The sequence below is a fragment of the Drouetiella sp. genome, from assembly GCF_059504425.1.
In genome coordinates this window covers 1-22,394 of record NZ_JCACIN010000057.1, presented here as the reverse complement: position 1 = coordinate 22,394, position 22,394 = coordinate 1, and the positions used below count along the sequence as shown (strand labels likewise).

General features: G+C 52.9%; 16 protein-coding genes and 1 pseudogene. 9 read left to right on the top strand and 8 right to left on the bottom strand.

The window, feature by feature from the left end; all coding sequences use genetic code 11:
* Positions 1-276 precede the first annotated feature (276 nt).
* A complete protein-coding gene (locus tag AC5JMP_RS14490; RefSeq protein WP_495852194.1) occupies positions 277-1,323 on the bottom strand; it encodes a tetratricopeptide repeat protein in 1,047 nt (348 codons plus the stop codon).
* Positions 1,324-1,509: 186 nt separating this feature from the next.
* Between AC5JMP_RS14490 and AC5JMP_RS14485 the strand changes: the two genes are divergently transcribed.
* Together AC5JMP_RS14485 and AC5JMP_RS14480 are read left to right on the top strand one after the other, a co-directional pair.
* Positions 1,510-1,845: a YbjQ family protein gene (locus AC5JMP_RS14485; RefSeq protein WP_495852193.1), complete on the top strand. Its 336-nt coding sequence runs from the start codon at positions 1,510-1,512 to the stop codon at positions 1,843-1,845.
* Between the two features lie 599 nt (positions 1,846-2,444).
* Positions 2,445-3,224 (top strand): hypothetical protein, encoded by a 780-nt coding sequence (locus AC5JMP_RS14480; RefSeq protein ID WP_495852192.1) that lies wholly within the window; start codon positions 2,445-2,447, stop codon positions 3,222-3,224.
* A 60-nt stretch (positions 3,225-3,284) separates the two neighbouring features.
* Here the strand turns inward: AC5JMP_RS14480 and AC5JMP_RS14475 are convergent, their stop codons facing one another.
* Positions 3,285-4,064, bottom strand: a complete 780-nt coding sequence (locus AC5JMP_RS14475) for a hypothetical protein (RefSeq protein WP_495852191.1) — start codon at positions 4,062-4,064, stop codon at positions 3,285-3,287.
* Between the two features lie 390 nt (positions 4,065-4,454).
* Between AC5JMP_RS14475 and AC5JMP_RS14470 the strand changes: the two genes are divergently transcribed.
* The 4 genes from AC5JMP_RS14470 to bcsA all read left to right on the top strand — a co-directional run bounded on the left by AC5JMP_RS14470 (position 4,455) and on the right by bcsA (position 13,622).
* Positions 4,455-6,023: a carbohydrate porin gene (locus AC5JMP_RS14470; RefSeq protein ID WP_495852190.1), complete on the top strand. Its 1,569-nt coding sequence runs from the start codon at positions 4,455-4,457 to the stop codon at positions 6,021-6,023.
* A complete protein-coding gene (locus AC5JMP_RS14465; protein ID WP_495852189.1) occupies positions 6,020-8,329 on the top strand; it encodes a tetratricopeptide repeat protein in 2,310 nt (769 codons plus the stop codon). Before AC5JMP_RS14470 ends, AC5JMP_RS14465 begins: the two co-directional genes overlap by 4 nt.
* A gap of 115 nt (positions 8,330-8,444) precedes the next feature.
* Positions 8,445-11,027 carry a cellulose biosynthesis cyclic di-GMP-binding regulatory protein BcsB gene (locus AC5JMP_RS14460; RefSeq protein WP_495852188.1) on the top strand — a complete coding sequence of 861 codons (2,583 nt, stop codon included), beginning with the start codon at positions 8,445-8,447 and terminating at the stop codon, positions 11,025-11,027.
* Positions 11,028-13,622: a UDP-forming cellulose synthase catalytic subunit gene (bcsA, locus tag AC5JMP_RS14455; RefSeq protein WP_495852187.1), complete on the top strand. Its 2,595-nt coding sequence runs from the start codon at positions 11,028-11,030 to the stop codon at positions 13,620-13,622.
* A 135-nt stretch (positions 13,623-13,757) separates the two neighbouring features.
* On the opposite strand, the gene thiL is transcribed toward bcsA, so the two are convergent.
* From thiL to AC5JMP_RS14425, 6 genes are all read right to left on the bottom strand, one after another.
* Positions 13,758-14,789, bottom strand: a complete 1,032-nt coding sequence (thiL, locus tag AC5JMP_RS14450) for a thiamine-phosphate kinase (RefSeq protein ID WP_495852186.1) — start codon at positions 14,787-14,789, stop codon at positions 13,758-13,760.
* A gap of 4 nt (positions 14,790-14,793) precedes the next feature.
* On the bottom strand, positions 14,794-15,498 hold the full coding sequence (locus AC5JMP_RS14445) for a DUF1995 family protein (protein ID WP_495852185.1): 705 nt from the start codon (positions 15,496-15,498) through the stop codon (positions 14,794-14,796).
* A gap of 43 nt (positions 15,499-15,541) precedes the next feature.
* The gene (locus tag AC5JMP_RS14440) at positions 15,542-16,057 is read right to left on the bottom strand and encodes a hypothetical protein (RefSeq protein WP_495852184.1); all 516 of its coding nucleotides are present in this window, start codon (positions 16,055-16,057) and stop codon (positions 15,542-15,544) included.
* A 115-nt stretch (positions 16,058-16,172) separates the two neighbouring features.
* Positions 16,173-17,303, bottom strand: a complete 1,131-nt coding sequence (locus tag AC5JMP_RS14435) for an AI-2E family transporter (RefSeq protein WP_495852183.1) — start codon at positions 17,301-17,303, stop codon at positions 16,173-16,175.
* Between the two features lie 54 nt (positions 17,304-17,357).
* The gene (ruvA, locus tag AC5JMP_RS14430; RefSeq protein WP_495852182.1) at positions 17,358-17,975 is read right to left on the bottom strand and encodes a Holliday junction branch migration protein RuvA; all 618 of its coding nucleotides are present in this window, start codon (positions 17,973-17,975) and stop codon (positions 17,358-17,360) included.
* 3 nt (positions 17,976-17,978) lie between these two features.
* Complete coding sequence (locus tag AC5JMP_RS14425; protein WP_495852181.1) at positions 17,979-18,404, bottom strand: FHA domain-containing protein; 426 nt, start codon at positions 18,402-18,404, stop codon at positions 17,979-17,981.
* A gap of 544 nt (positions 18,405-18,948) precedes the next feature.
* On the opposite strand from AC5JMP_RS14425, the pseudogene AC5JMP_RS14420 reads away from it, so the two are divergent.
* The 3 genes and pseudogenes from AC5JMP_RS14420 to AC5JMP_RS14410 form a co-directional block, all read left to right on the top strand.
* Positions 18,949-19,884, top strand: a pseudogene (locus tag AC5JMP_RS14420) (phosphate/phosphite/phosphonate ABC transporter substrate-binding protein).
* The gene (locus tag AC5JMP_RS14415; RefSeq protein ID WP_495852180.1) at positions 19,881-22,109 is read left to right on the top strand and encodes an ATP-binding protein; all 2,229 of its coding nucleotides are present in this window, start codon (positions 19,881-19,883) and stop codon (positions 22,107-22,109) included. The pseudogene AC5JMP_RS14420 and the gene AC5JMP_RS14415 overlap by 4 nt, the downstream one beginning before the upstream one ends.
* Positions 22,110-22,195: 86 nt before the next feature.
* The coding region (locus AC5JMP_RS14410; RefSeq protein ID WP_495852179.1) for a response regulator at positions 22,196-22,394 on the top strand (199 nt) is incomplete at its 3' end.

Here is a 22,394-nt window from a genome sequence, read left to right as displayed (position 1 = left end):
GTCTACGTTTGGCCCATTGAATGTAGTGTAGCGAAGCCAGCCTGACACAAGATGATATTTCGCTGAGGGGATGTTCAACGTTTGATGAGAAAAGTCAAGCGTTTTCCCGATTTTTCCAACTTAATCCAATAGGAGCGACTCCAATAGAACCGATCGGAAAATCCGTGCTTATCGTAAAAAGCTCGGCAATACAGACAAAGCCTGCAATACAGACAAAGCCTGCGAAAGCAGGCTTTGTTTAACTCAATCCTACGCGGCTGGAGCCAAAAAAATCAGTTAACGCAGGTCGTCCATCGCGTCTTCGGCTTTCTGTGCGCCCTCTCGATCGTTTTGCTGCTGATACAGATCGTAGGCTGTTTGGTAAGCTGCGATCGCTTCAGGCTTGCGGTCTCGCCCTGCCAATGCTCTGCCCAGGCTGTAGAAAGCGTTTGCGTCTTGAGGAGATAACTTGGTGACTTCTCGATATTCCACGATCGCCCGGAGATAGTCCTCCCGCTCTAGTGAAATTTCGCCAATCATCGCGTGAGCTTCTTTTAAGTCAGACTGCACGGAATTGGCTTTCTCATAATGAGCAATTGCCCGGTCTGCGTCGCCTTGAGCGCGGAAAATATCGCCAATTTGCAAATGCACTAGCCCGTTGCGAGGCTCAAGCTGAGCAGCTTTTTCAAAAGCCGTCATGCTGCCCGCTGTGTCTCCTAAATTGAGCATCGCCACGCCCAAATTGAGCTGAACTGTCCCCCGCCTCGGCTCAAGCTGTGCTGCTCTTTGCAGAGCCTCTAGCGCCCTTTGATACTCTTTTTCCTGAAGATACGCAGACCCAATGAACTCATAAACCCGTGCGTCGTTGGGTCGGGTGGCTAGCACCTGACGGTATGCCTCGATCGCCCCCAGGTAGTCTTCTTGTCGCGCCAATACGACCCCTAGACCCACGTAGGCTTCTACATTGCCTCGGTTGAGCTGGGTGGCGCGACGGTAGGCGATCGCTGCACCAGAATTGTCACCTAGGCTAGCTTTGCTAAAGCCCAAAGCATAGTAGAAATCGCCGTTATCTGATTCTAAAGATACTGCCCTTTCATAGGCATCGACGGCAGCCTGAAAGTTGTTTTGTTTAGCTTCTAAAAAGCCAAGCGCGGAGAAAATCCTGGCATTGTCGGGCTTTAGCTGAGCTGCTTCTTGGTAAATGGCGATCGCGTCAGCAATGTTTCCTGCTTCTACCTGTTCACGACCTTTGTCGAGCAGATCGTTGAGGCGCTGCTCATCCTTTTGCGTCTGGGATGCAGGTCGGTTTTGTGCCCAGGCAGTCGGTGGCAGGATCAATGGCACAGTCATTAATCCTGCCGCCAAAAGAAAACTAGCCGTCCACAACTTTTTTTTATTTGTTGTCAACTGTATGAATGGTAGTGTCATTGAGGAGATTTACGAACATGTGTGGGAACAGTACATGATTCTATCAACAACGGATGTTGTTAGAACAAGCACATGATGTACTACAGCTTATGGAGGATGTGTATGTTATTGTCAACAACGGATGTCATTCAAGGGGCGATCGTCGAGTCTTACTTGGGTGTTGTAACGGCAGAAGTGGTGTACGGAACCAATGCCCTAAGAGATTTCTTTGCGGGTATTCGTGACATTGTAGGCGGACGGACTGCTAGCTACGAGCGAGTGTTTGAGCGTGGTCAACAGGAGGCTCTGGCAGAACTTGAACAACGGGCGGAGCGTTTAGGAGCAAATGCTGTCATTGGTATCAATGTAGATACGGGGACAATTACGCTGGATCAGGCTGGGAGCCTGCTGCTGGTGACGGCAACGGGAACGGCTGTGGTTTTACAAGATCTCCAGTAATTTTTGTAGGTTACGGTTTAGACCTGCCGTTTGTTACGAGGGTGCCGTTGATTTCTGGGAAGGTGCGTATCTTTCAAAAAATCAACGGCACCTTTTTAACTATCAATCTAACTATCAATTTTTTGACTTCAGGCTGAATCTGATCGTGTTGCAGCCAGAATATTCTGGCGATCGCATTATTGCACTACCTAAAAAAATATTATCTACGCGTGCAAAATTTTGTGTAAAAAGCTACACTGTAATCTCAGTAATTACTATACCTTTGGATGAATTTCTCAAAAAAACGCATAAACTGTGCTATCAAATGTACGTAGGGTTACGTGTATGTCCGCATGGGCAGTAATTTCTGAATACCTCCGTTCTGAACACCCTTGTCTCGGTTTTCATCAGAGCGTTCATCTACAGACTTCTAGACTTGAAAGTTTTAAACCAGGGAGATCTGATTCTCAGCCACTGAATTCAGGAGTTGATCCAAGCCTTTAACTCAATCTAAAGAATTGGCTAAGCCAGAGTTTCAGCCAACATTATTTGAATCAGGTGTACTGTCAGAGCTGCCATCTACATGAGTTGAACATTTCTGTCCTTTCTTTTTGTGGCTTATGAGCTTTGCAAACAATCTGGTATCTTCTGCTTTACTGGTAGGTGCTCTGTTTTCGATTACAACCTTTCCGCTTGCGGCTCTTAGCTCCAAGCCTGTCACCGTAGAACTGGAGCAAGATACAGTCTTCGCGGGTTCTCTCAAAGATATTGCCGTTCCCTATCTGCTCACCACGGCTGCCATTAGCATTGGAGCGGGCGTAGCCAACTTTGCGGTGATGAACTGGCAGCAGTCTTCTCGAAAGCTTGCCTCTTTAGAGGGGCAGATGTCTAAGCTAACGCATCAGCTTTCTGAAAAAGAGGCTCAGGTCGAGTACCTTAAATTTTCGCAGCCTAAGCTAGAGGCTCTGGGGCTGGCAGGATTTTTGCAGGCTGCTAATGAGCCAACTGCTCAGATAGGTGCTGCCCACCCAACTCGGCTACTGCCTGAGACTTCAACGGTTCAAGTGGCTGAAAGCCCTGTGATTGCCCAGGTTGCCATTAGTCAACCGTTTGATCCCATCCCTGATCAAGCTTTGTCCAACTACTCTGCTAACGTGCGGGCAGTGGCTTCTTTCCCTGCGGCTCAGGCTTTCATGGGGTTTGCCAGACCTAAGCCTGAGTCTCAACTTCCTGTGGATAGCAGTGCCGATAGTAGTGAAGTCGAAGCAAGCTTAAATCTTAGTAACCCTGCTCAGGTCAGCGAACTGCTGGCGAATCTGAAGCAGGTGATGACTCAGCTAGAAAGGCTGCACACTGAACAAACGCAAAATGTATCGTCTTACCCTAAGCTAGCTTCTTAACTTTTGCGGCAGTTTTGACGCAGAGCAGATTTATGTCGAGCTAGCTCAGGGAAGGCTTGTCTATCGCAAAAACTCATCAGGTGAGAGAGGCAGAGGGAGTTGCTTCCACTCGTCAACTGAGGATGAATTAGTTTGCAAGACAGGAACAACTTGGGGTGTGCGATCGGTAGTCACAGCAGGAACAGTCCCATTTGGCGGAGAAATCTCTAGAGCTTGACTGACCTGCAAGTACTGCTCTCCGTCAGATGTGAATCGAACTAAATCTAGCTGCCGTGAATCATCTAGCCGATCTAACTGGTTTTGCAGGTTGGTAGATTGCTGGAGCGGGTCAACCGTTGCTAAGAAGACAACTTCGGGATTGGATTGAACGCCGAAGCCCTGCAAAGATGACTGCCAAACTTCCCGTTTGCCGTTAGCCGTCTGCCAAAGATCAAGATCAGTCTTCCAAGCCCCCTGGCTGACCTGAGCAAATTGGCGATCGAGCAGAGTGTAGCTTGGCGACTGGTCGGTAGCGACCTTTGGGAGGTATCGAACTGCGGAAACCGTAACCTGAGTCTTGTTGGGCAAAGTAGTTTGCCCAGAGACGGTGTAAAGACCAGGGCGATCGCCAGATTGCACTGGATTCATGCGAAATTCTAGCGCTGGAGTCAAACTTTGGCTCAAACTTCCGGATAGAGAGGCGCAGCCGCTGCATCCAAGCAATAGCAGTGTGCTAATGAGCAGCCAGCGCCGAATGCTGGGCTGCTGAAAGCTTAATGCCTGGAAGCCTAATTCTTCAGAGCTAAGCCATTTCCAATTTTTCAAAGATTGCCGCAAAGAATTGATTTGAGTGTGAAGCATGAGTGAAAGCCGCTATATGTCTGTGGACTTAACCTATGAACTTGATCTACGAACTCATGTATAAAAAATTTATGAGAAAAGTGAATTTACTGACTCATGAAAGGTGTTGACCTCCGTAATTCCATGTAGAATTTTTGAATATTGAGCTAAAAATTACAAAGCTCTCAAAGCTAATTTCCAAGGCTTTAGACCAAAAATAGGACAAAACCGCACAATTTTTTTGCTTCTTCACATTCTAGGCAAATCCTGCGGCATCAGTCTATACTGAGCGCAATATCTGGGTATGAATCGGCTAGGGTTTCAGTTCTATGTTCCTGCTAATCCGTTCACCTCGTATTTTTACTGATGTTGTTTTGTCCCTCTTTTTTCACCGTTCCAGCCAAAGGGCTGATGAAAGCCTCACGTGCCACCTCACTTTCGGTCTGCATAGGATTGAGTTTGGCATTGCTCAACGTGATGGCTCAACAAGTTTCGGCTGACTCTCTGAAGGCCTTTAGCCCTGACCTTCAAGCTGACAGGCGATCGCAGCCCGTTGCTGACTCAGACGCAGTTGACTCGGACGCAGTTGACTCAGACGTGATTGACTCAGACGTGATTGACTCAGACGTGATTGACTCAGACGCAGTGCCAGCAGATATTTCCGTCTCAACGGCTCCTGATGCGATAGAGGTTGCTCAGGTTCAATCGCCTCTCGCGACAGCAGACTGCGTAGCGGGGTGCAATCCTAACGCTCCCTTTGTTTTTCACCCTCCCTCTGAGGCGATCGCTCCCCTACCTGCGACTGCTATCTCGCCGCCCAGTACAGCCTCTGAGGCTGCTGTGCCGATCGCCGTCAAAAAGCCAGGTCGAGCGTTTGGGCTGGTGCAAATTTCCAATCCACCGCTGCCTATTTCAGCTCCGTTGCCCGATTCTGACTATCAGGTGCTGCCGTCGGATCGTTCTGCTCCTCCAGAAGTTCCTGCTTCCTCGTCTCGCGTCGCTCTGACCCCGCCCGTCCTAAGAATTCAGGGCGTTTACATCTACGAGGGCGGCGAATCTTCGGCAAGAGCTAGATTCTCTGGCGTGTATCCCCTGACGCGCGATGTGCAGGTGGGTGGCACGGTGGATTTGGCGACGGGCAGCTTTAGTGAAGTAAATGAAGATGGGGTCAGCATCAACGAGCTGTACGTGGCGGCTTCTCTGCGCGATTTGCCTAATCTGCGCCTTGTGGTCGGACAGCTTGATTTGACCTCCTATTTCGATCGCAATAGCTTTGCCAAAGATCGAGCCTCGCAGTTCTTCAATCCAGTCTTTCAGACGAATCCGGCGCTGGCGGCTGCCGGGATTGGCTCTCGTCCGGGAGCGCTGCTCAACTGGAGCGTGACGGACAACCTAGAGGCTAGAGCGGCAGTATTTTCGTCCGATCGCAGCATTAGCGACTTCTCGTTAGATGGCTTTGCGGGTGAGGTAGGTCTGCGGCTGGGCAACAATTTTATTGTCCGGGGTACCTATGCAACGGGACGGGATGGCGGTGCGGGCACCAGCTTCCGAGAGGTGGGGCGGGTCAGACGCGCTGACGGGTTTGGTTTGAGGGAGGGCGATCGCGAAGAATCCTACGGAGTGAATGCCGAGCTGTTCATTCCTAGCCTCAACCTAGGCTTGTTTGGGCGCTACGGGCGCTATGAAAACCAGGAGATTGACTTGGGTGGCGATACCTTTGTGTTCGGGCTGACCTTCCTGGATTTGTTTTTGCAGAACGATCGCCTGGGAATTGGCTATGGACGGGAGCTGTCGAACGATCGGCTGCGACGGGATGCAGACAACGGCATTTCGGATGCTGCCGAGATCTTTTACGATTTCCAGGTCTTGCCTCGCCTACGGCTAGGGCTTACCTTCCAGGCACTCGATAATTTCTCAGAGACGATCGCCGGAGTGCGGGTGCGCACAGAATTTGATCTGCTACCCAGGAGAACGCCATGAGTCAGATTGTGCATCGAACTGTGCATCGAGTGCATCAGCCCAACAGGTCACGCCTATGGGCTTACCCCTCCAGCGTTCTGCTCATCGGACTGCTAAGCCTGTCGCCCTTACCCGCCTTCTCTCAGGCAGTGCCGACCTCAGTGCGATCGGGCTATACGCTTCTGGGTGAGGGGCTAGTCAACCAGGCGATCGATCAGTTTACGACGGCAGTTCGGCAGTATCCCAGCTCCGTGGAGGCGCGGTTGGGGCTGGCGATTGCCTACCGTCGGGCTGGACTCAATGCTGAGGCGCTGCAAGCCTACGAGTCTGTCCTGGCGATCGACTCCAGCAATCGACTGGCGCTGCTGAGTGTGGGCACACTGGGCGGCTACCGTCCGCAGTGGCAGGATCGGGGCATTGCTGCCCTGAGTCAACTCTTGAGCCTCAACCCCAATGATAAAGAGGCGCTGGCACAGCGGGCGCTACTGTATGGCTATCAGGGCAAATTTGCAGCCGCGATCGCCGATTATGAGATCGTTCTAAAAAACAATCCCTCCTCAGACTCGGTGCTGGGCGCGGCACAGGTCTACGCCTACAGTGGCGACTACGACACCAGCCTGGATTTATTCAACCAGTATCGGCAGGGTGGACGCATTACGGGCGATGCCGCCACCGCCTATGCCCGATCGCTCCGGGAAACGGGCAGTTCGGCTGAAGCTGTTCGGGTGCTAGAGCCACAGCTCAGGCAAATTCCAGCACTGAATGGTGTGGCAATCCGGATGCGGGCAGAATTGGCGATTGACTATGCCGCAACAGGACGACTCGATCTTGCCGAGCAAACCCTGGAACCCTTGAGTGGACGCACTGATTCGCGAATGATTTTGGCGCGATCGCTGATGGCTATCAGCCAATATGACCCCCAAAACAGCGATGGTTATACTAGCGCGGCGATCGCCCTCTATCAGGACATCCTCACCCGCACGCCACAATATCTGACAGTCGGCATTGGGCAGGAGATTGCGGACTCCCTCAGTGCCTATCCGCAAACCCAGACCTATGCTCTAGAAATTTATCGACAGTTGGCGCAGCAGCAGCCTGACGATCGCAGCCTACAAATTCAGCAGGCGGTTTTAGAGCGAAACCTGGGGCAGATTTCTAGGGCGACCTTGCAGCAGCGAATCGCGGCAGCTCTTCAGCCGTTACCCAGCGATGTTTATCAACAGAAGGTCATTGCTCAAGCCCTAACCCGATTAGATTCTCCTGATGCAGGGCTGCTGCCCTACTATCAGAGTCTATTAACCGCAGATGTGCCGCTGCTCTATTTCCGCATTGCCCAGATTCAGATCCGGCGCAATGATCTAGCGGCGGCTCGTGCAGCACTGACCTCCTATGATGCCACTTCAGAAGGGCGGCGGAGCCAGGACTCTACTCTGCTATTGCTGGCAGAAATCGATCGCCGAGAAGGCAACCTAGAGGCTAGTGCCCAGCGCTATGAAACGATTATCTCTCGCGTACCTCAAGACAGGGGCATCTTGAGTGGCGCGCTCCAAGGGCTGGCGGGTATCCGTCAAAGTCAAGGCCGCTTGCCCGAAGCGGTGGCGGTTTACGATCGCCTCCTACAAATTAATCCCCAAGACGATCGCCTGTCTCTAGGACGGGCAAGCCTTGCCTACCAAGCAAAGCTGATTTCGCAGGCTGAGGCTGAGGCAGTGCTCGATCGCTGGCTGGCGACCCATGCGCCCGATACCTCGCCAGAGTTGGTGAGTCTCGCAGCCGCCCTACCCGCCGATCCGCGCCGGGAATCGCTCTACACGGCGCTTTTACAGGAAAACCCTGAGAGTGCCGCCCTTCAGTTGCGCTACGTGCAGGTGTTGGCGACCCGCAATCCTGCTCAGGCTCAGGCTTATGTCAATCGCCTGATTGCCAATGACCCGGCTAACGTCAGCGCCTATTTTGTCCAGGGGCAGGTTGCTCAAACCCAGGGCAATTTGAGTCTGGCAACGCAGGCATACCAGGCGATTCTGCAGCAAGATCCCCAAAATGCTGATGCTCTCTCTGCACTGGGCGGAGTCCGGTTTCAGCAGCGTCGCTATGACTCGGCGAGCCAGCTCTACAGCGAGGTGCTGGCGCTAGAGCCAGAAAATGCGATCGCTCAAACGGCGCTAATTAGCCTGACTGCCGCTCAGGGCAATCGCCTGACCGCCATCGAGCAGTTGGAGGCATTGCAGTCAGCCGGAGCCAATCCCGATCTGGCGAGTCAGCAGCAGCTTTTGGAAGAAGGTTTTCTCCAGCAGCGAGGATTTCAGCCGCCTTGGGAGCGGTATTAGGTGCCGCGCTCTCTCATTACTGTCGGCTTCATTACTGTCGGCATTCTGTACGTTTCTCTGTAAGTTTTCATCTAGATAGAGCCTGAAAATCAAGCAAGCTGTCATCATTCGCCCTATGTTGCATTTCCTCAGTCAGTGGCTTTCTGCCCTTTTCATTCGCCCGACCGATCGCCCCGCCGAGCGGAGTGCTTCACGTTCCGCCTCATCTCGTCTGATTTCGAGACGATCGCCCTTTTGGAACCGACCGCTCTATCTCCTGATTGGGCTGGTCAGCGTTTTGAGCATGAGCCTAGGGTTTGTTCCCCGGCTAAGCGCCCAGTCTACCGACCTGCAAAGACAGGAAAATCAGGTGATTCGGGAGTTTGCCCTACCGCCTACCCCTGCCGCCCCTCCTGTGTATCAGCCGGAGCCGTTTGCTGAGCCAGCTTATTCAGAACCTGCCGATTCAGAGCCATCTGGGGAATTCTCTGCTGGGGAATCCACTGCTGGAGCATCTCCAACCGGAGAATCCTCTAACAGTGCGGCTACGGCTCGACCGACCGATCGCCCCACCGGAGCGCGATCGTCTCGCGCCCGACAGCCGATTTTGCCCTATGTGCTGGAGTTTACTCGTAGCCCTGTCGTGGGCAATCGCCTGCGGCTGCAAGGGGTTTATGCTGAGAGTCGTTTGGGGTTCACCCGTCCGCAAAACTGGCAAATCAATTCTGCCAAGCTAGTGGTGCGGTTCCAGCATTCGCCCTCGCTGTTGCCGGATCAATCAAACCTAACTTTGCGGGTCAACGATACCAGCATTGGCAGCGTCAAGCTCGATCGCCCTAACTCGCAGGTCGCTCAAGCCACCTTTGAAATCCCCAAAGACCTGATTCAGGATTACAACGAAATTTCTATGCTGGCAGAGCAGCAAACCTCTGAAACCTGTACAAATCCTGCCGATCCGACCCTGTGGACAGAAATTTTGCCCGACTCCAAAATTCTGTTTGAGTATCGTCCGCAGCCTGTGCAGCTCAACTTTAGCCGCTATCCCTTTCCCTTTTTAGACAACCTCAGTCTTGATACCAACCAGTTGACCTATCTGCAACCCCAGACGGTGAGCAGCAATTGGCTGACGGCGATCGCCCGATTCCAGGCTTCGGCAGCACGAATTGTAGACTTTCGACCCCTCGACACGCGGCTGGTGAACAGTTTGACGGAGGTGAAGTCTAACGAAAAGCTGGTCATTGTTGGCACTCCGGCAGAGCAGCCGATCCTCAGTCAGCTGACTCTGCCCTATACCGTGAGAAACGGTCAGATCCTGGATGGCAAGAAATCGCCCCTGCCCGCAGATGTTGGCGTTCTGATGCTGACCACGGTCAAGAACAGCGGTGTGCCTGTCTTGGTCGCAACCGGGAATTCGGCTGAAGCGGTCTTGAAGGCAGTACAGTTTTTGGTGCAGACCAAAGACCGCGAAATTGGTGCGGGTCAGGCGTTGACGGTGGCGACTCTGGCTGATGTGCCCTCCCCGGCTCCCCGTGAGTGGTCGGGCTATTTGCCTACTGCCAACAAATTCCAGCTCAGCGATCTGATGATGCGCAACCGCCAGCCCTTTGAGGATGTGACGGTGCATGGTAGTAAAACCCTACCGATCGTGGCAGACTTCCGGGCATTACCCGACGATCGATTCCTGCGGGGCAGCACAGCCACGCTCAACTATAGCTACAGCCCGCAGTTAAATCCGCGTGTTTCGGCAATCGAGGTGACGTTAGATAACGTGACGATCGGCGCGAAGCGGCTAACTTCTACCAACGGCGGTCGTGAATCTTATAATGTGGAGCTGCCCGAAAAGCTGATTAAGCCCGACTCTAAGCTGGGCGTACATTTTGTCCTGCAACCCCAAAATCCCGGAGCTTGCGGCTTGGTTGCCGAACAACAGCTCTGGGGCACGTTGCACAGCGACAGCAGCTTTGACATAGTACGCGATAACGTGGTGAAGCTGCCGGATCTGAAGCTGCTGAAGACGGGCTTTCCCGTGACCGCGCCGCAAGATCTGTCCAACACGATCGTCGTCTTGCCGAATGAACCCAAACCTGCTGATTTGCAGACTCTGATTGCCTTCAGCGATCGCATGGGTCGGCTTAGCCACTCAGACGCGATTCAGCTTCAGGTGTATGCGGCGAAAGATTTGCCCGCTGCCGCCAAGAGCCAGAGCCATTTAGTGGGAATTGGCACCCGCGATCGCTTCCCCTTCCCGGAGGCGTTTGAAACTGCTGGGCTTAATTTGGGCGAAAGCTTTGCGCGGATGCTGGGTGACAGCCAAGTCCAGGCTTTGCCCGATCCAGAGGGGATGGTGAAGGAAATTGTGTCGCCCTGGAATAGCGATCGCTTGCTGCTGGCGCTCACAGGACAGACTGAGCAGGGCTTGCAGGATCTTCAGGATTTCTTCCGTCAAGATCCGCTGTTTTCTCGATTGCAGGGAGACACGGCGCTGATTAGCCGCAACCGGGCAAACCCTGTGGCATACGACTCCAGCGCCTACAACCTCCAGTTTCTTCAAGACGCGCCCAAACGCCGTATCGAAAACACAGACTGGATGACTCGCCTCCAGCTTTTCCTGCAAGACAACTGGTACCTGGTTCCGCTAGGAATTGTGGTGCTGGCGCTGTTGCTCTACAGCATGTCGCAGCTCTTTATCAACCGCGTCGTCAGTTCGGGAGATTCCTAAATGACCAGCATTCCCCCTGTTCACTCCAGCCGATCGCCTTGGTGGCTACGGCGAGTCATCCGCTTGCCTAGTAGCTTCGAGCATTTAATGCCCTGGATTGGCAAATGGCAGCTTTTCTGGATCGTTATTCTATTGGTAACGCTATCGATTCCGCTGATCACTACGCCGCTGACACTGTGGCAACAGGCGATCGTTGGATTTATCCTGGTTTTGCTGAGCTGGCTGGTCATTCGTCAGGAGCAGCGACAAACCCATCAGGGCACCAGCGAATATCTGCATCTGCTGCTGGCATGGCTGAGCATTGTCACGACCCTGCGCTACTTGTTCTATCGGGTTAGCTACACGCTGAATCTGGATAGCTGGATTAGCGGCTTTTTTAGCTTGCTGCTGCTGGCTGCCGAGCTATACGCGATCGCCACTCTAATGCTCTCCTATTTCCAAACTCTGAAGCTGAGGGATCGCTACCCCGTGAGTTTGGTTAACATTCCCCTAGGGCAGTGGCCTGCGGTCGATGTCTACATTCCCACCTACAACGAGGATGTGGCGATCGTCCGTAAAACGGCGCTGGCGGCAATGGCGATCGACTATCCGGAGGCAAAAAAGCGGGTCTATGTGTTGGATGACGGACGCAAGTTTCCTGAACGCCGCGAACTGTTACGCCAAATGTGCGACGAGCTGGGCTGCACGCTGCTGATTCGCGACAATAACGATCATGCCAAAGCAGGCAACATCAACACTGCCCTTCGGCAAACGCAGGGCGATCTGATCTTGATGCTGGACTGCGATCATATTCCAACGCGCCAGTTTCTACAGCACACGGTTGGTTTTTTCCTCGATCCTAAAGTTGCCCTCGTTCAGACTCCCCACTGGTTTTATAATCCCGATCCTTTCGAGCGTAATCTGCTGACTCAAGGACGCGTCCCGGTTCACAATGAGCTTTTCTACAAAGTGATTCAAAAAGGGAACGACTTCTGGAATGCCACGTTCTTCTGCGGATCGGCTGCCGTGGTGCGCAAGGCGGCGCTAGAGGAGGTGGGCGGCATTGCGGTTGAAACCGTCACCGAAGACTGCCACACCTCTCTGCGGCTGCATTCTCGCCGCTATCAGTCGGTATACTACGACAAAATTATGGTGGCTGGGCTGGCGCCCGAAGAGTTCTCTTCCTACATCGGACAGCAGGTACGCTGGGCGCGAGGCATGGCGCAAATTCTGCGGCTGGAAAATCCGCTGTTTAATCCTCGGCTGCATCTCAGCTTTCCGCAGCGGCTCTGCTATTTTTCCGCCACGTTCCACTTTTTCTTTGGCTTCCCCCGCCTGATGTATGCCTTGGCTCCGGCGCTGTATCTGGTGTTTGGCATCAACCTGGTGCGCGGCTTGGGGATTGAAACCCTAGCGTATGCTCTGCCCCACATTTTTCTGGCGATGAATGCCAACTACATCACCAATAAAACCGTGCGGTTCTCGTTTTGGAACGAGGTGTTTGAATATGCGATCGCCTTTCAGGATGGCTTAGTCACGTTTCTAGCTCTGCTGAACCCCAAGCTAGGCAGCTTCAACGTTACGGCAAAAGGGGTGTCTGTCACCCAACGCCGCTTTGACTGGCGATCGTCTCGGCTTTCTCTGTTTATGGTGGCGCTGCTGATCGTCTCTCTGCTGGCAGTGCCCTTTTGGCTGGTGATGCGACCCGAAAACCAGGAGGCTGTGGTGATCAACGCTTTATGGGCGCTGTTCAACTTGGCGTTGCTGGCGACGGCATTGCTGGTGGCATTGGAGCAGCCCCAGATGCGCCGTACCCACCGACTGCATCGCCAGTTGCCCGTTTTTATTCACAGCGTTGATCCGGTCTGCCAGGGCACAACGTTGGATGTCAGCGAGAGCGGCGCGCGTGTTTTGCTAGAGAGCTGGGCAAATCTGCCGGATTGGGTCGAGCTAGAACTGGTTGGCGATTCGGGCACCCGCGTCAGGCTCAACGGCAAAATTACCCGCGTGCAGCCGACTCAAGAAAACCAGGTTTTACTGGCGATCGATTTTGTCGATCTTACGCCCGCCCAGTCGGATGCGCTGGTCTTGGTATTGTACTCAGATGTAGAAGAATGGTATGCCCAACGGCGGTCAGAAATTGATCGCCCTTTTTCCTCCCTGCGGTTTTTGCTGACCGGATTATCCCGCGTCTTTCAAAGCTTGGAGCCAGCCCCCACGCCTCCCGTACGCAAGCAAATTCAGGCGGCTGTTCAGGTGTACTCAGAAGGGCAATTTTATCCTGGCATCGCCACGGAGATTAGCTCGTCTGACCTGCAAGTGGAATTAGCACAATCGTTGCCCAATCTTGACCAACTGGTAAAAACCCAGTCTCCGATTGGTCTGTTGCTGGGTCAGAACTCTAACGATCCTGCCACTCGTCTGATTGCTCAAGTTGAGGCGATCGATTCTGGTGCCCTTAGCTCTGGTGCCCTTGGCTCTGGCGCTCTAAATCCTGGCGCTTTTAACGCTAAGACTGCTCAACGGGGTAATTTGGCGATCGCGCTGGTTTTTCCTAAGCATCTGGAAAGTCAGCAAGGCGACAAAATCAGGCATTTGCTGAGGGCGCTTAAGTAATCTATGGCAACCGCCAAGGCGGTTAGGACGGGGACATTTTTGGTGGGGTGCGCCCCACCAAAAATGTCTTAAGACTGGCGACAGCTATATTTTTTGAGAGCCACGCGGAGCGTTATATGAGGTGCAAGGCTTGTATTAGCCAAAATGCTGGAAGCCGCGATCGAGGGAAAGCTGCTGCTCGACGGACTGCCCTGTGCTGCCCCACAAAACCACGCCCGGTTCGGCGGTAATGGTACCGACGATCGCCGAGCCTTCTAGGACGTTCAGCAGCATTTGAGCGCTTGGGCTAGGCAAACACAACACTAGCTCAAAGTCTTCACCTCCATACAGCGCCCACTCCAGCGCTTTTTCGGGTAGCCAGTTTGCTAGACCCGCGGCGAGAGGAATCTGGTGGCGATCGATCTGCGCCCCCACTTTGCTGGCGCGGCAAATTTGCAAGACAGCATCCGCCAACCCGTCGCTGCTGTCCATACCTGTGAAGCGATCGGGCAGCGGATCGAGCAAGTGTAGCCGAGGAATCACATCTAGCCGAGGGCGAGGTCGCTGGTGGGCGCGAATCAGATGGGCGCGATCGCTTGACCGTAATTCCTGTCCCATCTCTGGATGCAGAAGCAGCTCCAGACCCGCCCTAGACGCACCGTGAACCCCCGTCACGAGAATCACATCGCCCGGTTGAGCCGTCGATCGGCGAATAGCTTGGTGGGGCAACACCTCACCCAATGCCGTAATGTTGAGGCTGGTTACAGGCGATCGGCAAATATCTCCTCCAACGATCGGCGTATTGAAGGGCTGCAAACAGTCCACCATGCCCTGATATAGCTCTTCTACAAGGGCGATCGGCACTTCTCCCGGCAGACCTAGCCCCACCGTAATCCCCAAGGGCGCTGCTCCCATTGCCGCTAGATCTGATAAATTTGCCGCAGCCGATCGCCATCCCGCATCATAGGCAGAAGTGGTGCGAACGCCCGGAGTGGCGAAGCCCACGCTGAAATGCACGCCATCCACCAGCGTATCGCTTGTGACCACTAGCAGATAGCCTTGGCGAACCGACAGCAGCGCTCCATCATCCCCAACCACATCCGCTGGGCAAAATTTTTGTAGGCGCTGCAAAAGACCCTGCTCTCCCAGATCGCGCACTTGCCTCACACCCGCGTCGCCCTCTTGCACCGGGCTACTGGCTCAAGGCCCTGAGAAACTGCTGAAGCGAAGAGAGCAGACCCCTGCGAGGCGGCTGCGCTTCTGTTGGGTTGCCAGCGCCCATGAGAATGCGATCGAGTGCTTCCCCCGCAGGTCGCTGGGTTTCCTCAGCAATCAGCTCGTAGGTGCCTTCTTTCTCCTGCCACACCTGCCACAGCCCCGGATAGGCACGAAACACGGCAGCTCCCTCAATTGGACGCAGGTAGTAACAAGACTCAAAAGTGCTGAGGAAGCGATCGCGGAGCTGCCGTCCGGCATAGCCAATGCCAATAATAGCCACGTCCTCTAAGTTAGGATTGAGCATCACCACCGGGCGATCCATTGCTTCTTGGCAGAGTTTCTCTACCTCTAGCACTTCCACTGAAGAAGGCTGCACAAACAGAAAAGCCTGCTCGTCGGGCTGCATCTCAGCTTTCATGTCATTAATGCCGCGAATCGCGTAGGGTTTTTCGCCCCAATCTCGCCGCGCCAAAGCCGCCGATCCCGCATCCGGAAAATAGACGCGAAACTGCGCTCCCAAATGTTCAAACGTTGGCAAAAACTGCTCGGCGACGGGCATTATCTTCAGTTCTGGAAACAGCAGATCGACCTGTATTCGCCTGTAGCCATCGGCAATGGCGGCAGTGGTGGCTTGCTGAGCTTGAGCAATTGCTTCTTCGAGCGTGTTAGGCAGAGCCATAAAATAAGGAAGAACTGGATGAATAGAGCTAGATAGATTAAATCTAAACTTGAGTCGGGTCTACATAGGCTTGCAGACTCTCAGGACTACATTGCCGCAGGATGCGACTCGCCTGATTGGTAATATTGGGCGCACCCTGTACCACGACTAGATATTTGCCTTCGCTCAGCCGATTGCGATAGGGCAGCGCATCGCCACTGCCAGATGTCAGCCCTACGCCACCGCCCACCACAAAGCTGCCCATTGCTCCTGCCAGCGCCCCAAATATGCCCCCCAGGATTCGATTGCCGATCGCCCCTACAGCCGGAACAAGCTGATAGTCGGTCGCCAAGTTAAACGCCAGCCCGCCAATGAACCCCAAGGGAATCACCCAGACTGCCATCTTTAGCGCCTGCTTACGGGCAGGTTTTTCAGGATCAATAAACCCAAACTCATCGGCACTCTTAAAGCCTCTACCCAAAATACTGACCTGCGCCAGCGGCAGACCTTCTTTCTCCAAAGCCGAATAGGCTTCTTCAGCCTGAATGCGATCGGCTAAAACGGCAATAACGTAGTTCATAAATGGCTTAGTAAAGCATTGAACCGAGTCTGAACTCGGTTATTCTGCAATGATTTTGCGGACTAGATGCAGTTCTACAATATCAGCTCCCGGTGTCCCCATCTCCCCATTCCTCCTAATCCTCAAACAGATCCTCCGGCAGATCTGAGGCAGAAAAAACGGTCGGTTGCCCTGGGTCTGTAATTTCCTCGCCCGTCACCAGCGGCGGCTCTTTGTACTTCTCATTCTTCCAATTGTCGAGAATGTCTTTAATCAAAACTTCCTGAATCAAAGTTTTTGCCACTACTGCCAAAGGCAGCGCCAGCAACAACCCCATGAAACCAAACAGGCTAGCAAACATCAACTGAGCCGCTAGCGTCATCGCAGGGAGTAAGGACACCTGATTGGCCATGACGGTAGGCGTTAACCAATAGGACTCTAAATTTTGAATAACAACATACAAAATAATCACAGCCACTACCTTCCAAGGCGCATCCAATGCTGCCACCGTCAGCGGAAAAACCATGCTGAGAGTCGGTCCCAAGTTGGGGATAAAGTTTAGCAGACCTGCCAGAAGCGCCTGTGCCAGAACAAACTGGATGTTTAGCGCCCAAAGCCCGATCGCACTCAAAACTGCCACCACCGTTGAGCTAATGAGCGCTCCCCCCATCCAGCTGACGAGCGCCGTTTCGCACTCTAGAAAAATCGCGTCAGCCCGGTGGCGATAAAACGAAGGGAAAAGCCGAATTACAGCATGGCGATAGGCTTCTGGGTTTGCCAACAGCATCAGCGTCAGGATGGCTAACAGCAAAATCTGCAACACAACGGAAAGAGAGCCTGAGAAGAAGCTAAAAAAGTTTGGCACTGCCGCTCGCAGAACAGGCTGAGCCTCCTCAATGAGACTGTCAGCGCTAGGAAGCTGAACATTTTCTAGCCATGCGGGACGGTTATTGAGCAGCTCTTCAAGCCAGGTGACGACCCGCGTAAAGCCTTGAGGCACCAAAGCGCCCAGCTTCAAGAGCTGATTGGCAAAGGGCGGCACAATCAAATAAGTGAATAAAATGATGAGCAAGAAACTGATGAGCAGCGTCAGCATCACGGCACGATCGCGCCGCATTCCCGACTTGCGGAAGCGCATAACCAGGCTGTTGAGAGCCGTTGCTAACACAACTGCCGTAAACACGAGCAGCAAAATATTGCGCGCCTGCCACAGCAATATCAGAGAAATAATGATGCAAAGAAAGCTAAGCCACTGCCCCAGTTTCACGATCGAACCTCCCGCCCTAGTCTCGAACAGGCTTTATTCTAAGCGGTTATGGGATTAGCGACTCAGCCAAGCAATTGCTTCCCGAATCCACTCTTCGGCGTTGGCATTTTTGGCAAGCGCCGTTTTTTGCCCGACGGCTTGTAGCGCTTGAATAATCTCGCTATTGGTGTAGCCCAGCGCCAGCAGCGTCATCTCCACATCTTCTTGAATGGAAGAAACGGGGGCGGCATCGGGAGTAAAGCCAGACTGCATCCGCCACTCGGATAGCTTGGACTTCAGCTCTAGGGCGATGCGCTCGGAGGTTTTTGCGCCTACGCCGGGAGTCCGAGATAGCAGCCGCGTGTTGCCTGAAACGATCGCTTGCACCAAATCCTGCAAGCCCAGCGTATCAATCAGCGCCATTGCCATCTGTGGCCCAATGCCGCTGACGCTAATCAGCTGCCGAAACAGATCGCGCTCTGCCATTGTCGTGAAGCCAAATAGCACGGTCTGGTCTTCTCGTGTCTGCATGTGGGTATAGACCTGCACCGATTCACCGATCGCCGGGAGCTGTTGCCAATGGCGCGGCGTAATTTGCAGGTCATAGCCCATCTGGTTGACCTCTAGCGTCAGGATGACTCGGCTACCGAGCTTCTGGAAAAAGGCGATCGTGCCTTTGAGGTAGCTAATCATGATTTAAGACTCAGTTAGCCCGATTTGCTCTTCAGGGACAGTCGGATTGACTTCTGTAGGAATCATGCTGGGCAGTTCCAGATCTAGATGGGCAACTTCTGGCTGCTCAGGGAGATCTCTAATCGCCACTTCGCCCATGCAGATCTGGATGTTAGGTCCCGATCGCGCCAGACGAATCACAGCTCCATCCCGAACTGCAGATTGCTGCACCAGCTTGCCATCTAGATAAGTGCCATTTGTTCCCAAGTTAATAATTTCCCAAACTGCTCCTGTACGCCGTAGCTCCACGTGATGGCGAGAGACTACGGCGCTGTATAAAATAACTTGATTATCAGTGGATCGACCAATACGAACGACAGATTCGTCTGAGAAAGTCCAGACTTGAACAGGAACCTGTCTAACCGGATGCAAAAGAGACAGAGTAATCACACGGATAATGCAGCATCAAGAATGGTGAGATTCAGCAGAGCAGCGTCAGATCCGCCAATTTTCTACTATATCTTATGTCATTTCGCTAACAACCCCAAAAACTGCCCCAAAAGAGGGCTGACAATTTGAAAAGCAGAGCAAAGTTGGAGCGCGTCCCCGTTCTGTTCTCTGCTATTTTCAGCCAATCCATTGCCGCAGGGGGTGATGATGTCCAGCAAAATCCTGTCTGGCAAGGATCTTCTGGGTAGCCATTGAGCTGTGCTGTTATGCCGCCTTAATTCAGTGGGAGCGTTGCTTGAAAGCGATCGGTGTATTGCAGTAGATATTGTGCTTCGAGTCAGCCAATCTGGGAACACTCTTTTATGAAAGATAATTGTCTAAATTCCAGCAATGTTGGAGTGGTGGCGGTATCCCTGAGATTTTGCAGTTCCTTTTAAGAACCTGGTGGAGAGTAGTGATCAGAAAAACGGAGCCAACGATTCGTGTAACCCCTCAGAAAGTCCCACGCAACTCATCTAGGGCATTATTGGGACGATCCGGGCTGATGTACAGGCTACCGCTACCGATCTCCAACCAACGCTATGGATTAGGAGCAGCCTTAATCGGGATAGCACTCATCCTTATTTCCGGCTGCACCCAGCCATCGAACCCACCCGCCCAATCTGCTACCCAGCAATCACAGCCTGTCCTCCGCATTAGTGTGCTGCCTACTCAAGACACAGCCCAGCAGGAGCGGATGATTGCGCCGCTAGATGCCCATTTGGAAAAAGTGTTAGGACAGCGGGTCGATTTCCTAATCGCCAAAGACTATAAAGATAACGTGGATATGCTGTTGGATGGGCGAGCAAATGCCGCTTATACCGGAGCCGTCTCGTATTTTGAAGCATTAGAGCGCGGCGCACAGGTAGACCCGCTGGTTGCGCCAATCGACAAATTTACCAACCGTCCCTGGTATCGTGCCTGCATGATTGTGGCAGCCAATAGCTCTATCCGCACCCTGGCAGATCTGAAAGGCAAACGCGTTGCTTTCGTCAGTCCTTCCTCTACATCGGGCTACCTGATGCCCTTGGCGGCGCTGAAGCAGCTGAGCATTGAGCCAGAGCGTGATTTTGCTCAGATAATCTTTGGCGGCACCCATGCCCAAACTGAAGCATTGTTAGAAGCGGGCAAAGTGGATGCCATTGCCACTAATATTCCGTCTTACAAACAACGGCAAACCCTCGGTAGGCTTACCCCTTGAAACTCCAGGGTGTTGTGGGAGTCTGCTCCCATACCCCATACCCCGTTTCTAGTCTCCCGCGATCTGCCTCCCGACCTGATTGAAAAAATGAAAGAAGCTTTTCTCACGGTACCGCCTGGGCTGCAAGATATTGTGGGCACCTATGCCTCTGGATACACCCTGGTAGAGGCTTCGGACTATGAGCCAATTCAACAATTGCGAATTCAACTGCACTTGGCGGCGGAGGGCACCTCGAAATGAAGATTTCAACCAAATTTATCGGCATTTCGGCGATGTTGGTAGGGGCGATCGCCCTCATCTCCGGTGGCAGCAACCTGTGGCGTAATCAAGCTGAGCAAGTCGCCTTGGAGCGATATACCCAGGCAAAGCAGCGGATTCAACTGGCAATCCAGGCAACAAAAGACATCCAAACTGACATCGATCTCGTGAAGGATGATATTTTGCTACACAATCAAGACGAAGAAGAAGAAGAAGAGCGCGATCAAGTATTTTTGCAGGTGTTCAACGAGTTGAAAGCGTTGCATCCCTCCCCAGAGATTGACTATATCTATCAGCGGTACGAGATTTTTGAAGCGATGGAAGAGTCGTTGCTAGAATCGGATGCTCAGGTATCGCCCACGGCAATTGCCGACAGTCAGCAAGACTTCCGCACCCTCAACGGCTTTGCGCGGGATGTGAACTTTTTCCTCGACAAGTTGGTGCGGCAGTCCCGCCAAGATGCCGAGCAAGCCGAGCAGGAGTTAAAGCAGGTGAGCGCGATCGCCAGCTATCTCTCCTTAAGCACCGTCATTTTCCTGATGCTCATGGTATTGGGCGAGTTCTGGCTGATTTTGCGTCCAGTGATCCAATCTCTCAAACAGCTTCAGGCGGGAGCTACAGCTATTGGGACAGGCAACCTCTCCTACCGACTGGATATCCGCACCCAAGACGAAATCGAGCAAGTGTCCCAGGCTTTTAATCAGATGGCAGAAAACCTGACCCGCTCCCAAACCCTCCTGGAGCAAAAACTGGCAGAACTGGAGGCGGCGCGGTCAGCAGCAGAAGTGGCGAACCGCATCAAGAGCGAATTTCTTGCCAACATGAACCACGAACTCCGTACTCCGCTCAACGGCATTTTGGGCTATGCCCAAATCCTCCAGCGCGACCCCGTCACTTCCCCCAAACAGCTTAAAGGACTGGGAGTGATTTACCAATGCGGCTCCCATTTGCTGACGCTGATCAACGACATTCTGGATTTATCGAAACTAGAAGTGCAAAAAATGGATCTCTATCCCCAGGATTTCCATTTGGCGAACTTCCTGGCTTCTACGGTAGATATTTGCCGCGTCAAGGCAGACCAAAAGAGCGTGGAGTTTCACTATCAGCCTGCAAGCAACCTACCTACTGCCGTCTATGCTGACGACAAACGGTTGCGGCAAGTATTGCTCAACCTGCTCAGCAATGCCGTCAAGTTTACCGACTTTGGCACCGTTACGTTTCGGGTGGAAGCGGTAGACGAGGGTGAGTCTGGAGATCAGGACTCCCTCCCGACTCGACGGATTCGCTTCCAGGTTAAAGACACAGGCATTGGCATTGCACCGGAAAAATTGGGTACTATTTTCCTGCCGTTTGAGCAAGCTGGCAAGCGCGATCGCAACAGCGAAGGAACTGGACTAGGACTGGCTATCAGTCAACAAATCATCCAGAAGATGGGCAGCGATATCCAGGTTCAGAGTGTACTCGGTCAGGGCAGCAGCTTTTGGTTTGAGATCGACCTGCTCCCAGCATCCGATTGGACGACACGGAGCGAGATCGCCAACCACAAAGTCATTGGTTATCAGGGTGAACGCCGCAAAATTCTCGTGATTGACGATCGCGAGGAAAATCGTTTGGTGACAATCAATATGCTGGAACCGCTGGGTTTTAAGCTGGCAGAAGCTGGGGACGGACAAACGGGTTTAGATATGGCGATTCAGATGCGACCCGACTTGATTATCACCGATGTGGCAATGGCGGTGATGGATGGTTTAGAGATGACCCGCCGCTTACGACGACTGCCAGACTTTGCCATAACCCCGATCATTGCTTCTCCTGCCACCCTGTCTCAAGTGGATATGCAGGCAAGTTTGGATGCAGGGTGCAACAGCTTTTTCCCAAAACCGATCGACTTTACGGGATTGCTCGCCGAATTGCAGCGCCATCTGGAATTGCAATGGATTTACGAAGCTGAGCCAGAGGCGACTCAACCCGCTGTCAGCAATGCCGATGAGGGCGCTCTGATCAGGGTGCCCCCTGCCGCAGAACTGGTAGCCCTCCATGCCGCTGCTCAGGGTGGTTTTATGACCGACATCCAACAGGAAGCCAACCGTCTGAAGAAATTAGCGCCTGAATATACAGCCTTTGCCAACCGAGTTCTAGAACTGAGTCAACAGTTTGATGATGAAGCAATTCTCCGTCTGATCGAGCCACAGACATCAACTGTTTAATGCTAGCCATTTGACTCATGTCTAATGCTAGCCATTTGACTCACAATTTACGATTCATCTTTTATAGTCCGTTTAGGAGTTTGCTGATGTCCGTCGCTGCCATTGCTCAAGAGAACACGATCTTAGTCGTAGATGATACTCCGACCAATCTGCAGGTCTTGTTCGATTTGTTGAGCGAACAGGGCTACCGAGTGGCGATCGCCAAAAATGGTGAAACTGCCTTGCAGCGTCAGGGTTATTTCATTCTAAATAAGTCTCTGAGCATGTTAAGACCAAAGCCTGCAA